Source organism: Mycobacterium sp. NPDC051804 (genome assembly GCF_044452905.1).
Classification (GTDB): Bacteria; Actinomycetota; Actinomycetes; order Mycobacteriales; family Mycobacteriaceae; genus Mycobacterium.
In genome coordinates this window covers 369,418-382,469 of record NZ_JBITCD010000005.1, presented here as the reverse complement: position 1 = coordinate 382,469, position 13,052 = coordinate 369,418, and the positions used below count along the sequence as shown (strand labels likewise).

Annotated in this window: 16 protein-coding genes and 1 tRNA gene; 10 read left to right on the top strand and 7 right to left on the bottom strand. The window is 66.0% G+C overall.

Annotated elements, in window-relative coordinates:
- The first annotated feature begins 5 nt into the window (after positions 1 to 5).
- Genes ACIA48_RS21550 through ACIA48_RS21540 form a run of 3 tightly spaced genes read left to right on the top strand, consistent with a single transcriptional unit; the run spans position 6 to position 1,726 of the window.
- The gene (locus ACIA48_RS21550) at positions 6 to 449 is read left to right on the top strand and encodes a nuclear transport factor 2 family protein (RefSeq protein ID WP_396736075.1); all 444 of its coding nucleotides are present in this window, start codon (positions 6 to 8) and stop codon (positions 447 to 449) included.
- Positions 445 to 1,299 carry an SDR family NAD(P)-dependent oxidoreductase gene (locus ACIA48_RS21545; protein ID WP_396736848.1) on the top strand — a complete coding sequence of 285 codons (855 nt, stop codon included), beginning with the start codon at positions 445 to 447 and terminating at the stop codon, positions 1,297 to 1,299. Before ACIA48_RS21550 ends, ACIA48_RS21545 begins: the two co-directional genes overlap by 5 nt.
- Positions 1,300 to 1,321: 22 nt before the next feature.
- Positions 1,322 to 1,726 carry an HIT family protein gene (locus ACIA48_RS21540; RefSeq protein ID WP_396736072.1) on the top strand — a complete coding sequence of 135 codons (405 nt, stop codon included), beginning with the start codon at positions 1,322 to 1,324 and terminating at the stop codon, positions 1,724 to 1,726.
- A 3-nt stretch (positions 1,727 to 1,729) separates the two neighbouring features.
- Here ACIA48_RS21540 and ACIA48_RS21535 read toward each other — a convergent pair whose 3' ends face one another.
- A complete protein-coding gene (locus ACIA48_RS21535; RefSeq protein WP_396736070.1) occupies positions 1,730 to 3,241 on the bottom strand; it encodes a sensor histidine kinase in 1,512 nt (503 codons plus the stop codon).
- Positions 3,207 to 3,929: a response regulator transcription factor gene (locus ACIA48_RS21530; RefSeq protein ID WP_396736845.1), complete on the bottom strand. Its 723-nt coding sequence runs from the start codon at positions 3,927 to 3,929 to the stop codon at positions 3,207 to 3,209. The genes ACIA48_RS21535 and ACIA48_RS21530 overlap by 35 nt, the downstream gene beginning before the upstream one ends.
- A 94-nt stretch (positions 3,930 to 4,023) precedes the next feature.
- On the opposite strand from ACIA48_RS21530, the gene ACIA48_RS21525 reads away from it, so the two are divergent.
- Complete coding sequence (locus tag ACIA48_RS21525; protein WP_396736067.1) at positions 4,024 to 4,854, top strand: hypothetical protein; 831 nt, start codon at positions 4,024 to 4,026, stop codon at positions 4,852 to 4,854.
- Between the two features lie 2 nt (positions 4,855 to 4,856).
- On the opposite strand, the gene ACIA48_RS21520 is transcribed toward ACIA48_RS21525, so the two are convergent.
- On the bottom strand, positions 4,857 to 5,183 hold the full coding sequence (locus tag ACIA48_RS21520; RefSeq protein WP_396736064.1) for a hypothetical protein: 327 nt from the start codon (positions 5,181 to 5,183) through the stop codon (positions 4,857 to 4,859).
- Positions 5,184 to 5,229: 46 nt separating this feature from the next.
- Here ACIA48_RS21520 and ACIA48_RS21515 point away from each other — a divergent pair.
- Positions 5,230 to 5,304, top strand: a tRNA-Thr gene (locus ACIA48_RS21515).
- A 47-nt stretch (positions 5,305 to 5,351) separates the two neighbouring features.
- Complete coding sequence (locus ACIA48_RS21510) at positions 5,352 to 5,756, top strand: HNH endonuclease (RefSeq protein WP_396736062.1); 405 nt, start codon at positions 5,352 to 5,354, stop codon at positions 5,754 to 5,756.
- On the opposite strand, the gene ACIA48_RS21505 is transcribed toward ACIA48_RS21510, so the two are convergent.
- A complete protein-coding gene (locus ACIA48_RS21505) occupies positions 5,753 to 6,451 on the bottom strand; it encodes a cupin domain-containing protein (protein WP_396736059.1) in 699 nt (232 codons plus the stop codon). The two genes, ACIA48_RS21510 and ACIA48_RS21505, sit on opposite strands and share 4 nt — an antisense overlap.
- Before the next feature lie 175 nt (positions 6,452 to 6,626).
- On the opposite strand from ACIA48_RS21505, the gene ACIA48_RS21500 reads away from it, so the two are divergent.
- Both ACIA48_RS21500 and ACIA48_RS21495 read left to right on the top strand, forming a co-directional pair.
- Positions 6,627 to 7,061, top strand: coding sequence for a hypothetical protein (locus tag ACIA48_RS21500; RefSeq protein WP_396736056.1), 435 nt, complete (start codon positions 6,627 to 6,629; stop codon positions 7,059 to 7,061).
- 96 nt (positions 7,062 to 7,157) lie between these two features.
- Positions 7,158 to 7,361, top strand: a complete 204-nt coding sequence (locus tag ACIA48_RS21495) for a hypothetical protein (protein ID WP_396736054.1) — start codon at positions 7,158 to 7,160, stop codon at positions 7,359 to 7,361.
- Here ACIA48_RS21495 and ACIA48_RS21490 read toward each other — a convergent pair.
- Both ACIA48_RS21490 and ACIA48_RS21485 read right to left on the bottom strand, forming a co-directional pair.
- Positions 7,358 to 7,978: a superoxide dismutase gene (locus ACIA48_RS21490; protein WP_396736051.1), complete on the bottom strand. Its 621-nt coding sequence runs from the start codon at positions 7,976 to 7,978 to the stop codon at positions 7,358 to 7,360. The genes ACIA48_RS21495 and ACIA48_RS21490 overlap by 4 nt on opposite strands.
- 162 nt (positions 7,979 to 8,140) lie before the next feature.
- The gene (locus ACIA48_RS21485) at positions 8,141 to 8,740 is read right to left on the bottom strand and encodes a TetR/AcrR family transcriptional regulator (RefSeq protein ID WP_396736048.1); all 600 of its coding nucleotides are present in this window, start codon (positions 8,738 to 8,740) and stop codon (positions 8,141 to 8,143) included.
- Between the two features lie 80 nt (positions 8,741 to 8,820).
- Between ACIA48_RS21485 and ACIA48_RS21480 the strand changes: the two genes are divergently transcribed.
- Entirely contained in the window at positions 8,821 to 10,383 is a 1,563-nt protein-coding gene (locus tag ACIA48_RS21480; RefSeq protein ID WP_396736045.1) for a phytoene desaturase family protein, read from the top strand.
- On the opposite strand, the gene ACIA48_RS21475 is transcribed toward ACIA48_RS21480, so the two are convergent.
- Complete coding sequence (locus ACIA48_RS21475; RefSeq protein ID WP_396736042.1) at positions 10,380 to 11,129, bottom strand: SDR family oxidoreductase; 750 nt, start codon at positions 11,127 to 11,129, stop codon at positions 10,380 to 10,382. The two genes, ACIA48_RS21480 and ACIA48_RS21475, sit on opposite strands and share 4 nt — an antisense overlap.
- Before the next feature lie 140 nt (positions 11,130 to 11,269).
- On the opposite strand from ACIA48_RS21475, the gene ACIA48_RS21470 reads away from it, so the two are divergent.
- Positions 11,270 to 13,000, top strand: coding sequence for an L-aspartate oxidase (locus tag ACIA48_RS21470; RefSeq protein ID WP_396736040.1), 1,731 nt, complete (start codon positions 11,270 to 11,272; stop codon positions 12,998 to 13,000).
- Positions 13,001 to 13,052: the final 52 nt, after the last annotated feature.

Sequence of the window (13,052 nt, the reverse complement as noted above, 5' to 3'; positions counted from 1 at the left end):
AAACCATGTCCGACAACAACACTGAGACCGTCGAGAAGACACCGGTCGTCACCGCCTCCGAGGCGTCGTGGCGGTGCGTGATGGCCGGCGACAAGGACGGCTGGCTCGCGCTGATGGTCGACGACATCGTCATCGAGGATCCGATCGGCCCGTCCGTGACGAACCCCGACGGCGACGGCGTGCGCGGTAAGGCGGCGGTCGGCGAGTTCTTCGACACCAACATCGGACCGAACAAGCTGACCGTCACCCGCGAGGCGACGTTCCCCTCCAGCTCCCCCAACGAGATCGCCTACATCCTGGTGCTGCGCACCCTGTTCCCCAACGGCTTCACCGCCACCGTGCGCGGGGTGTTCACCTACAAGGTCGACGACGCCGGCCTGATCACCAACCTGCGCGGGTACTGGAACATGGACGCAATGGAGTTCGGCCAGGAGGGTGAAGCGAATTAGCACGCCCCTGCGGGGCCGCGGCGCCGTCGTCGTCGGCGGCACCCGCGGCATCGGCCTCGCGGTGGCGCAATTGCTCGCCGAACAGGGCGCCGGCGTAGTGCTCAACGGACGCGACCCCGATACCGCCACAAAGGCCGCCGAAGGGATACCCGCAGCGGTCGCCCACGCCGGCTCACCCTCGGACCCCGAGGTGGCCGAGGCCCTGATCAACAGGTGCGTCGACGAGTTCGGCCGGATCGACATCCTGATCAACTGCGCTGGGACGCCGGGACTGGCCGGCGAGTCGATCCTCAAGGTCACCAGCGCGGTGTTCCGGGATCTGATCGACGCGCATCTGATGACCACGTTCGAGACATGTCGGGCCGCCGCGCCGAAAATGGTCGACCAGGGCGGCGGGTCGATCATCAACACCAGTTCGTTCGCCTACCTCGGCGACTACGGCGGCACCGGTTATCCCGCGGGCAAGGGCGGGGTCAACGGGCTGACGATGGCGATCGCCGCGGAGCTCAAGGAGTACGGGGTGCGGGCGAATGTGGTGTGCCCCGGCGCGAAGACGCGGCTATCGACGGGCGGGGAGTACGAAGCCCACATCGCGGAGCTGAATCGTCGCGGGCTGTTGGACGACGTCAGCACGCAGGCCGCGTTGGATGCACCTCCGGCCGAGTACGCCGCGCCGACGTACGCCTACCTTGCCGGCGATCTCGCCAAGGACGTGACAGGCCAGATCTTCATCGCCGCAGGCGGTTTCGTCGGCCGCTTCGACCGTCAGACGCCCGCGATCATCGGTTACCGCGACCACGCCGACTCACCGCCGTGGACCGTCGAAGAGCTGGGCGATCTGATCAAGTAGGTCGCCCCGTAAGCTCGGGCACATGGCGAGCATTTTCACCAAGATCATCAATGGAGAGCTGCCCGGTCGTTTCGTCTACGAAGACGACGACATCGTCGCGTTCCTGACGATTGCACCCATCACGGTCGGCCACACGCTGGTCGTGCCGCGCGCCGAGATCGACAACTGGCAGAACGTCGACCCGGCGGTGTTCGGCCGCGTGATGGAGGTGTCGCAGTTGATCGGCAAGGCGGTCGTCAAGGCCTTCCCCGCCGAACGCGCGGGAGTGATCATCGCCGGCCTCGAGGTGCCGCACCTCCACGTCCACGTCTTCCCGACGAACAACCTCGCAGACTTCGGTTTCGCGAACGCCGATCAGAACCCGTCGCCGAAGTCCCTCGACGACGCTCAGGCGAAAATCAAGGCCGCGCTGGCCGAATTGCGCTGACGCTCAACCGACATGGGCGGGCACGTCGGCGATCCGCGGTAGCTCGACACGGAACCGACAGCCCTGTCCTGGCGCGGTCGTGACGCTGACCGTGCCGCCATGCGCGTACACCAGCGAGTCGACGATCGACAGCCCGAGCCCGGTGCCGCCGCTGGCCCGCGCACGCGACGAGTCGGCGCGGTAGAACCGCTCGAATACGCGGTGCGCGTCCTCGGAATTCATCCCAGGCCCCTTGTCGCACACCTCGATCACCGCGGTGCCTTCGTCGGTGCCCACCCGCACCGTCACATCAGCGGTATCGGGGGTGTGCTGCAGCGCGTTGGTCATCAGGTTGGACAGCACCTGCCGCAGCCGCGGCTCGTCGCCCAGCACCTCGGGCGTTCCCGGACCGTCGAAAACCTCCATCGTGATCGTGCGTTTCGGCGCGATCGAGCGCGCGTCGTGCACCGCATCGCTGGCCAGCACCAGCAGGTCGACCCTGCGGCGATCCAGCGGGCGCTGCGCGTCGAGCCGGGCCAGCAGCAGCAGGTCCTCGACCAGCAGACCCATCCGGCTCGATTCGCTTTCGATGCGGCTCATCAACATCTCGACGTCGTTGGCTGCGCCCTGTCGGTACAGCTCGGCGAAACCACGAATGGTGGTCAGCGGCGTGCGCAACTCGTGGCTCGCGTCGGTGATGAATCGTCGCATCCGCTCCTCGGACCCACGCGCCTTCTCCGCAGACGACTCCGACGCCGCCATCGCACTCTGGATCTGGGCGAGCATGCCGTTGAGCGCCAACGACAATCGGCCGACCTCGGTGCGCGGATCACGTGTCGGAACACGACGGTCGAGCTGGCCCGCCGCGATCGCCGCGGCGGTCTGTTCGACTTCGGACAGCGGTCGCAGGCTTCTGTGCACGACGGCATAGCTGGCTACGCCGAGCACCAACAGCACCGCCAGCCCGATGCCGAGTTGCGCGTAGGTCAGGGCCCGCACCGTCGTCTGGACGTCGGACAGGTCGATCGCCACCGTGGTGAGTTCACCCTGCGGGCCACGCACGGTCATCGCGCGCCATTCGACGCCCGAGTCGCCGACGGAGCCGATGGTGACCGGGACCGGTCCCACATCGTTGTCCTCGGGCAGCGCCGGCTCGGCGTCGCGGTCGTTCACCGCCATCCACACGTTGCCGTCGGGACCGATACCCCGGACGTAGAAGTTCGACGGTGGCCGCGCCGGGTTGGGGCCCTCCATGGGCAGCGCGGGCAGGTGGCGCGGCGCCTGGGCCCAGCTGCGGGAGGCATCGAGCAATTCCTGGTCGACGCGGTTGCTCAGCGTGTGGCGCAGGATCGAGGTGACCGCTACGTCGGCCGCGAGCAGGCCACACGCCACCAGTACGAGGGTGGCAGCCACGAGCCCAACCCTCAGCGGGATGCCTCGTCCGCTCAGTGCGCCCACACGCCTATTGTTCAGGTCGGCGGTCTGCCCGACTAGCAAGCGCTCATCGCGGCTCACGCAGGACGTAGCCGACGCCACGCAGCGTGTGCAATAGGCGTTGTTCGCCGGTGTCGATCTTGCGGCGGAGATAGGAGACGTAGGACTCCACAACGTTCACGTCGCCGCCGAAGTCATACCGCCACACGTGGTCGAGGATCTTCGGCTTCGACAGCACGGTGCCCGCGTTGATGATGAAGTACCGCAGCAGGGTGAACTCCGTCGGTGACAGGGCCACCGGCTCGCCGGCCTTCCACACCTCATGGGTGTCCTCGTCGAGCTCGATGTCGGCGAAGGTCAGCCGGGAACTGCGCGTCTCCTCGACCGCGCCGCGACCCGAACGCCGCAGTATCACCCGCAACCGGGCGACCACCTCTTCGAGGCTGAACGGCTTGGTCACATAGTCGTCGCCGCCTAGCGTGAGACCGGCGATCTTGTCCTGTAGCGAGTCGCGGGCCGTGAGGAACAGGGCCGGGGCGTCGATGCCGTCGGCGCGCAGTCGGCGCAGCACGCCGAAACCGTCCATGCCGGGCATCATGACGTCGAGGATCACCGCGTCCGGCTTCACCTCGCGGGCCTTGTCCAGAGCGGCAGAGCCGTTGGACGCCGTGTAGACCTCGAACCCCTGGAACTTCAGACTCACCGAAAGAAGCTCGACGATATTCGTCTCGTCATCGACGACGAGGACCGTGGCTTCTGGGGCTTTTTCGGGTGCAGCAGGCATCGCCATCTCGCCACTCTCCACCCGTCGCCTTGTCATGATCCTGCTCGATAGCTGTGAGCTTCCTGTGAGTTTATGCTTGCGCGCTCCATAGACTGGGGAAATGAACCTGGGCAAAGCCGTAACCGACCTGGCCACGGCGCCGGTGCGGGTCGGGCTGGCAATGGCGGAGACAGGACTTTCGATGGCTGGCGGCGCGCTCGGCATTGCGCAGCGGACCATCGGTGAAACCGGTACGGAGGCCGGCGGGTCGGCATCGTTCGCCCACATGCTGGGCCTCGACGATGCCGTCGAGCGCGCGAACCGCCTGGCCAGGCTCATGGATGACGACGCGCCGCTGGGCCGGGCGCTGGCGCCCAACGGCCCGCTCGACCGGTTGCTGCGCCCCGGTGGGGTGATTGACAAGGTGACCGCCGAGGGTGGGCTACTGGACCGGCTGACCGAGGAGAACGGCGCCGTCGCGCGGGCGCTGGAGCCGGGCGGGATCGTCGATCAGGTGACCGCCGAAGGTGGACTGCTGGACCGCATGACCACCGACGACGGCGCGATATCGCGGGTCATCGCCCCTGGTGGGCTAGCCGATCAGCTGCTGGCCAACGACGGCCTGATCGAGCGGGTGCTGCGCGAGGACGGCGTGGCCGACAAGCTGCTGGCCGAGGGTGGTCTGCTCGACACCCTGACCGACGAGAACGGACCGCTACTCAAACTGGCAACGGTCGCGGACACGCTCAACCGGCTGGCACCTGGGCTCGAGGCACTGGCGCCGACGATCGATGCCCTGCACGACGCGGTCATCACCCTGAGCCAAGTGGTCAATCCGCTGAGCAATATCGCCGACCGGATTCCGCTGCCGGGTCGACGGCCCAGGGCGCGCTCCAGGGCGGAGGCGTCGCGGACGGTGACGTCGCAACGGATCATCGAGGCCGACGAATGACGTCAGCTCTCCGCTTCTAGGGCCCCAACGAGGTTCGCGACGCCCTCGGGTTCCGGCGGTTCGCCTTCCGGCCGCCACTCCTGCAGCAGCAGGACGGCCGCGCCACGCAGCATGCGCACGTACTCGTCGACGTCACTCGCGCTGTAGGACTCGATGCGCCCAGCCACCTCGGGCACAAGCGGCTTGAGCGCGGTGGCGATGGAGAGGCCCATGCTGGCCTCGGTACTGGCGCTCTGGTCGAGGAGAGTCAACAACCGCTCGACCTCCTGCCGGGACAGCCCGGGATACACATATTTGAAGTCGCTGAGCAGATCGTCTTTGACACTCACACCGCAGGTAGTTCCCCGTACACGCGACCCGATAAACTAGGGCTACGCCTCCTTAGCTCAGCGGTAGAGCGGCGCTCTTGTAAAGCGTAGGCCATCGGTTCGATCCCGATAGGGGGCTCCATTTTCCGGCCGCAAAGGCTTGTCGGTGGTCCGTCGTAGTTTTCGACCATGAGGCAGTGCCGCGGTTGTGGTTTGGAACTCACTAAGCGTAGCCAGAAGGTCTATTGCGGTAACGCTTGTCAGCAGGCGTTCCGACGCAAGGCCAGTACGGAACTCTGGCTCCAATCTGGCCAGGCGCGAATCGACGGCCACCAAGGCCATTACATCCGGGAGTACATCGCCGACGCCCAGTCGCGATGTTGTGCGATATGTCGAGCACCAAGCATCTGGCTGGATCTACCGCTCGCACTCGTGATGGACCACATCGACGGCGACCCAACCAACAATCAGCGGGACAACCTACGGCTGATCTGCCCGAACTGCGACTCGCAGCTCGCGACGTACAAGAGCCGAAACCGGGGCAAGGGGCGCCACTTCCGCCGGCAGCGGTACGCCGACGGCCAGTCCTATTAGGGCGAGCGCAGGATGACGATCGAGTTGTCGATCTTCTTGAACGAACTGAAAGTCTCTGCGGGAACGCCGAATACGGCCGAGAGCACCCGCGGTGGCAGCCTGCTGAGCGACTCGCCGATGCCGATGTTGTCCTTGTCCTCGGGCGCACTGGTGTTCTGGATGATGATGATCGTCAAGTCGTCGGTGCCGCGGTTCTCGAAATAATGGAATGACCCCTGAGGCGCGAAAACCAGGTCGTTGACCTGTTGTTCGAAACTTTCGTGGTTGCCGTTTCCGTCGATGACCACCCACGTCGCCACCCCGCGGGTGACGATGTTCAGTTCCCACGCGCTGGGATGCCAGTGCGGCTCGCGGATGCCGCCCGGCTCCAACGTCAGCATCAGCAGGCTGGCTTCCTGCCCCTTGAGGATCGGAAAGTTGTCCTCGTTGGCCTGCTGGAACCAGCCACCGTCATGGGTGCTGCGCGGCTGCTCGCCGAGCCGGAACAGGTGCGACTGCGAGGTGATCGTCTCGGCGGGTATGCGGGGGTCACCGAAGCGCGCAGCGTCGTCAGAAACAGTCATGGGTGGTGGAGCTTCCTTGTCAGGGACATTGCCCGAGCCGCTGGAGATGAGGCGATCGACGCCCACGCCGGTCGCGGCGCCGGCGCCCGCCAGGCCTGCCGCACCTAAGACTTTGCGACGATTCACCGTCACGTCCGGGAGCCTAGCGTCGGCCGTCCACCTGCGACGGAAGTCCGGTCAGTTCGCCCCGAATTCACCCAGCCGGACCCTTGCTGGGCCATCATTGTTGGGTTCGGTAGCCAACGTCGGGCTCTGTACTTGGCCGCACTGGCGACGCGACTCATGCGCGCCCCGACGAAGGAGAAAGATGATCAACCGAATCGCGAAGATCGCGGTGGCGACTGCCGGCCTGGCGCTGGCCGGATTGGGGTTGGCAACGACCGCGTCTACCCAGGGCCCGAGTTACCAAGGCGGCAACTGTCCGCCGGGCCAGACGTGCACCCACTGGCTGCCCGGCCAGCCACCGCCGCCGGGAGGTCAAGTGCTGACGTGGGACTGGAACGTCCCGCACGACTGGTATTGGACCTCCGAGGGCATCGTCGACGTCACGACCAACACCATGTACCCCTGGTCGGGCTCACCGCATCCGGCCTCGCCGCCGCCTGCTCCGGTCGGCACGCCCCCGGCCCCGCTGCAACCGCCGCCGGGAATGCCGTTCTGCAGCCCGCGCGGATCGCTGATCATAATTCCGCCGATCTGCGATGAGATCGGCTACGACTGGCCGCCCGGCTCGTTGCGCTAGTTTCTGACCGTTGGGCTGTGGCCCACGGTGGCACGCGGTGTCCTACGCGGCTGTTGACTTTGCGCCATCGCGAAGCACACGCCGTAATGGCCTCCCGTGCAGGTGATCCCGTTCATCGTCGGGGCGGGACCACCGGACCTGTTCGTCGGGACGCCATTGGCATCGGTCGCCGGATATCCCGGCGTGGGTTCGGCGAGCGCGGCCGGTGCGGTGGCGATCACGGCGGCACAGATGCCACCCACGACCACCGCAGCCGACCACATATCTGCAGGTTACGCCTGCCGTGAGGACCTCCGCTAAAAGATCAGGCCCTGCGCCTTGCTGGTCGCCGCGGCGAACCGGTCTTGGACGTCGGCCCAATTGACTACGTTCCAAAACGCTTTGACGTAATCGGCTTTCACGTTTTTGTACTGCAGGTAGTACGCGTGCTCCCACATGTCGACCTGCAGCAGCGGGATGATGCCCAGCGGGACGTTCGCCTGCTGGTCATACAACTGGAACGTGAGCAGACGCTGTCCGAGCGTGTCGTAACCCAGCACGGCCCAGCCTGAACCCTGCAGACCGTTGGCGGCGGCGGTGAACTGTGCCCGGAACTTGTCGAACGACCCGAACTGGTCGTCGATCGCGTCGCCGAGATCCCCGGTCGGTTTGTCACCTCCGTTGGGAGACAGGTTCTTCCACCAGATCGTGTGGTTGACGTGACCGCCTAGGTGGAACGCGAGGTTCTTCTCGTTGAGGAAGATCGCGCCGTGATCGCCGTCGGCACGTGCCTCGTCGAGTTTGGCGATGGCGTCGTTGAGCCCCTTCACATAGGTGGCGTGATGCTTGCCGTGGTGAATCTCGTTGATCTGACCGGAGATATGCGGCTCCAGCGCACCGTAGTCGTAATCCAGGTCAGGAAGCGTGTACTCGGCCATGACCCGACCCTACGCTCATCTGTCCAACTGAACAGATGATGTGATAAATTGAACACGCGGACCGGCCGAGTGCGACGTCGATGCAGCACATCACGTTCCGACTTGCCGAGCGGCAGGGTAAGGCCGGTCCGCGTACAACCTTGCGGTTGAACCGGATTGGGCTCAGGCCAGCGGAGCCAGGCCGGACCTGACGAGGTTCACACAGGTGGTTGTCATCTCATTCAGGTCGCCGGTGCAGCCGCCGCGTCCCCAGTTCTCCACCGCGGTCACCAGCGCCGCCGCCATCGTCGCACCGGCCACCTCCGCGACCAGTTCGATGTCCGGCGTGTCCGCGTAACGCTGCGCGACGAAGGTCGTGATGACCCCGGCGAACGACGCTTGAACCACCCGCAGGTGAGCGGCGATTCGGTCGGCGGTGATCAACTCCGTGCGGGCGCTCGCCGCCTGCCGCACCACCTCGATGTCGTGCGGGAAGCTCATGATCGCGGCCAGTACCGCGTCGAACACCGACTCCGAATCGGGCCGACGCACCAGCGCGTCGGCCAGCCATTCGACCTGCGTCTCGTAGTCCTGAAACAGCACGGCTTCCTTGGTGGGGAAGTGCCGGAAAAAGGTGCGCTCGGTGACACCGGCCTCGCGGGCGAGTTCGGCCACCGAGACATTCGAGAAACCCTTGCTGGCGAAGCTCGCCAGAGCGGCCTGCCGCAGCGCCTCGCGCGTGGTCCGTCGCCGCAGCTCATGCAGGTTCGGCGAGGCAGTCATAGCGCGGCGATCGTATCCCACCCCGAGAAACTTTTGTCAGTACTGACATATTTTGTGTCAGTACTGACATAATCCCGGGCATGAGTGATTACGACGCAATAGTTGTCGGTGCCGGCCACAACGGGCTCACCGCCGCAGCGCTCCTACAACAGGCGGGCATGCGAACCGTCTGCCTGGAGGCGAACACCTACAGCGGTGGGATGGCGGCAACCGTCGAGCTCATCGACGGGTTCCGCTACGAGATCGCCGGCTCGGTGCAGTTCCCCATGCCGCCGCAGATAGCCAAGGAGCTCGGCCTCGACACCCTGCACACCGTCGACTCCGAGGTGATGTCGGTCAATTTGGGCGACGACGGCGACGAGGCGATGATCTTCTATCGCGACCCCATGCAGTTCATGACCCACCTGACCGAGAAGCACGGCGTCGACGCCGTCACCGGAATGGCCGGTCTGATCGGGTGGAGTCAGGGTCCGTCAAAGGCGCTGGGCCGCTTCGATGTTCGGACACCACCCAAGACCATCGACGAGATGTACGCCTGCGCGGCCAACGAGGCCGAACGGCAGGCCATCCACGATGTCCTGTTCGGCACCGCGATGGACGCCATAGATCGCTTCCTCCCCGACCGCCAGAAGCACGCCGTCATGCGCGGCATGCTGGCCTTCCTTGCCATCAACTCCACCTACCGCGGGCCATACACCCCGGGCAGCGCAACATGTCTGGCGTTCGCGCTCGCGGTACCCGACGACGCCACCGCGATGATGACGAAACTGGAGGGCGGGATCGGCGCACTCTGCGACCATCTGCTCGAGCTGTTCGTATCCAACGGCGGCGAGGTCAGATACCGGGCCAAGGTCGACAAGATCCTCGTCGACGGCGACCGCGTCACTGGTGTGCGTCTGCGCGACGGCTCCGAGATCACTGCACCCGTGGTGATTTCGAACCTGTCCCCCGACCACACGCTCGTCGACCTCGTCGGTGCCGAGCACCTGCCCGCCGACCTCGTGACGCGGCTGGCCGGACGCGACCACCGGGCGTCGTTCGTCCAGATCCACTTCGCGCTCGACGGGCTGCCCGAGTTCGCACCGCCCTACGAGTTCCTCAACGAGCCCGGCATGCAGGGGTCCATCGGGATCTTCAACTCCCCCGAGGAACAACAACGCCAGTGGGACGAGTGCCGGCGTGGCGTCGTTCCCGAAAACCCGTCGATGGGGATGCAGATCCCGTCGGTGCACGACGCCGGCATGGCGCCGCCCGGTAAGCACGCGGCCAGCGCCTACGCGTATGCGTTCCCGGTCGAAGCGAACCGCGACCAGCACGGCCATCTCAAGAACGTGATGGCGGAGAAGGTGATCGACAAGATCTCGCGTTACGCCCCCAACTTCCGCGACATCCTGATCCGCCACATCACGTTCGCGCCCTACCACATGCAGACGATGTTCGCCGCGCCGTCGGGGGACTTCTGCCACGGCCTGCTGCATCCGGATCTGATGGGCCCGAACCGGCCGGGGCCCAAGGGATTTCTCGATATGCCGGTACCGATCGACGGGCTCTACCTCGGCGGGGCGGGATGCCACGGCGGTCCCGGGATCACGTTCATCCCGGGATACAACGCCGGGCACCAAGTCCTCGACGATCGCAACTAGGCGCGAGCCGCCCAGTCCGCCAGACGGGTGTCGTACAGGGTGGCATCGCCGCCCGGCGTGAGAGTGTGCGCACCGAGTTCGGCACCGAAGTAGCGCGCGCTCGGATCCGCGAGGACCGTGCGCGGATCGTTGCGCGAACCAAGCGTCCGACGCACCAGCTCGTCGAGCTGGAACTCCTCCGGGCCACCGATCTCCTCCACGGCGTTGCTCGGCTCGCCGACCGACGCCTTCGCGACGGCTTTGGCGACGTCCGCCGATGCCATCGGGCGGATGAACACCGGTGCGAGCCGCACGGTGTCGCCCTCGGTGGCCGCGTCGGTGATGCCCTTGAGGAATTCAAAGAATTGCGTCGCGTGCACGATCGAGTAGGGGACGTCGGACTTCGCGATGAGCTCCTCTTGCGCCCGCTTCGCCTCCATGTAACCGCTTCCCGCCTCGGCCATCTCGTCGGTACCGACCACCGACAGCGCGATGTGATGGCCGACGCCGGCGGCGGATTCTGCGGCGAGCAGGTTGCCCGTCGACTTCTGGAAGAACGCCAGCGCGGCATCACCTTCCAGCGACGGCGAGTTCGATACGTCGACGACCGCCGACGCGTCGGTCAGGGCCTCAGCCAGACCTTCGCCGGTGATGGTGTTCACCCCGGTGTTGGGTGACGCCGCGACCGCGTGGTGCCCGTGGTCCGTCAGCAGCTTGACGACCTGGGAGCCGATCAAACCCGTTCCTCCGATAACGACGATCTTCATGGCTGAACCCCTTCTCCTTGCGCTGCACAGCCGCGGATAGCCATCCAGTCGGAACTAAGGACCGGACAGCCCCTTAGTTCGTGACATGTGATCCGTGACAAGCCCTGTCACATATCGGCGGTCCGCGGTGTCATAGGGACATGAAGTCCTTCGAACGGCAGATCGCCACGTCTGTGCTCGTCATCGGGACCGGAGGGTCAGGTCTGCGAGCGGCAATCGAACTGGCGGAACGCGGAATCGACGTGTTGGCGGTCGGTAAGCGCCCCAAGTCCGACCCCCACACGACACTCGCCGCAGGCGGCATCAACGCCGCGCTGGCGACGATGGATCCCCAAGACAGTCCCGCACAGCATGCGGCCGACACGCTCAAAGAGAGCTACCTGCTGGCCAACCCGCACACCGTCCAGGTCGTCACGGAAGGCGCCGCCGAGGGCATCCGCGACCTCGAACGGTATGGCATGCACTTCGCCCGCGAACAGGACGGCAGGATCTCCCAGCGGTTCTTCGGGGCACACACGTACCGCCGCACCGCGTTCGCGGGCGACTACACCGGTCTGGAGATCCAGCGCACCCTCGTCAAACGTGCTGAGCAGCTGGACATCCCGATCCTCGACACGGCTTACATCACCAGGCTGCTGGTGCATGACAACGTCATCTTCGGGGCGTACGGCTTCGACCTGGGCGACGGGACGCGGTACGTGATCCGCGCCGATGCGGTCATCCTCGCCACGGGCGGCCACACCCGTATCTGGCGGCGCACCTCCTCGCGGCGCGACGAAAACACCGGGGACTCTTTCCGTCTCGCCGTCGAGGCGGGCGGCCGGATCCGCGATCCGGAGCTCGTCCAGTTTCATCCGTCGGGGCTCATCGAACCGGAGGACTCCGCGGGCACGCTGGTCTCCGAGGCCGCCCGCGGCGAGGGCGGCATCCTGTTCAACAGTCTCGGCGAACGCTTCATGAAGCGTTACGACCCAGAGCGGATGGAGTTGTCCACCCGCGATCGCGTCGCGCTCGCCGCGTACACCGAGATCAAGGAGGGCCGCGGGACGCCACGCGGCGGTGTCTGGCTCGACGTCTCGCATCTGCCGCGCGAACAGATCATGGAGCGTCTGCCGCGGGTCTATCACACGCTGATGGAGTTGCAGCTGCTCGACATCACCACCACCCCGATTGAGATCGCGCCGACGGCGCACTACTCGATGGGCGGCGTATGGGTGCGGCCCGAGGACCACACGACCGACGTGCAGGGTCTCTACGCCATCGGCGAAGCGTCCAGCGGACTGCACGGCGCCAACCGCCTCGGCGGCAACTCACTGATCGAACTGCTGGTCTACGGCCGCATCGTCGGGACCGACGCCGCTGCCTACTCAACGGCACTCGGGGCCCAACAGCGTTCTGCCGCCGCGGTTTCGGTCGCCAGGGACGAGATCGACGCACTGTTGTCGGCCAAGGGCGGCGAGACCGTCAGGTACCTGCAGCGCGGTGTCCGCAACACCATGACCGAACACTGCGGTGTGGTGCGCGAAGAGGGTGGGCTGCGCGCGGGCCTGCACGAGCTCGACGCCATCGACGAGCACGCCGCCCAGCTCGGGGTCCATCCCGACATCGCGGGATATCAGGACCTGGCCCACGCCTTCGACCTCAAGTCGAGCTTGCTGGCCGCGCGCGCCACGCTCGAAGCTGCCCTCGAACGCCGGGAGTCCCGCGGCTGCCACAACCGCTCCGACTACCCAGAACTCGACGAGTCGCTGCGGGTGAACTTCGTCTGGTCGGGCCCGGGAAACCTGACCCGCGAAGCCATCCCCGAGATCCCGTCCGAGATCGCCGGGCTCATGCGCGAGGTCTCCGCCGACGGCAAGCTCGTCGAATAGCCCGGGCAATGACTTTGTCACAAATCCCGGCCGAGCCCGGTCCTCAAGGTGT

What these genes read in the sequence shown, in the direction of transcription:
- ACIA48_RS21550 (WP_396736075.1), top strand. Translation starts at nt 6, where the DNA reads ATGTCCGACAACAACACTGAGACCGTCGAGAAGACACCGGTCGTCACC.
- ACIA48_RS21540 (WP_396736072.1), top strand. Translation starts at nt 1,322, where the DNA reads ATGGCGAGCATTTTCACCAAGATCATCAATGGAGAGCTGCCCGGTCGT.
- ACIA48_RS21530 (WP_396736845.1), bottom strand. Translation starts at nt 3,929, where the DNA reads ATGGCGATGCCTGCTGCACCCGAAAAAGCCCCAGAAGCCACGGTCCTC.
- ACIA48_RS21525 (WP_396736067.1), top strand. Translation starts at nt 4,024, where the DNA reads ATGAACCTGGGCAAAGCCGTAACCGACCTGGCCACGGCGCCGGTGCGG.
- ACIA48_RS21510 (WP_396736062.1), top strand. Translation starts at nt 5,352, where the DNA reads ATGAGGCAGTGCCGCGGTTGTGGTTTGGAACTCACTAAGCGTAGCCAG.
- ACIA48_RS21500 (WP_396736056.1), top strand. Translation starts at nt 6,627, where the DNA reads ATGATCAACCGAATCGCGAAGATCGCGGTGGCGACTGCCGGCCTGGCG.
- ACIA48_RS21490 (WP_396736051.1), bottom strand. Translation starts at nt 7,978, where the DNA reads ATGGCCGAGTACACGCTTCCTGACCTGGATTACGACTACGGTGCGCTG.
- ACIA48_RS21485 (WP_396736048.1), bottom strand. Translation starts at nt 8,740, where the DNA reads ATGACTGCCTCGCCGAACCTGCATGAGCTGCGGCGACGGACCACGCGC.
- ACIA48_RS21480 (WP_396736045.1), top strand. Translation starts at nt 8,821, where the DNA reads ATGAGTGATTACGACGCAATAGTTGTCGGTGCCGGCCACAACGGGCTC.
- ACIA48_RS21475 (WP_396736042.1), bottom strand. Translation starts at nt 11,129, where the DNA reads ATGAAGATCGTCGTTATCGGAGGAACGGGTTTGATCGGCTCCCAGGTC.
- ACIA48_RS21470 (WP_396736040.1), top strand. Translation starts at nt 11,270, where the DNA reads ATGAAGTCCTTCGAACGGCAGATCGCCACGTCTGTGCTCGTCATCGGG.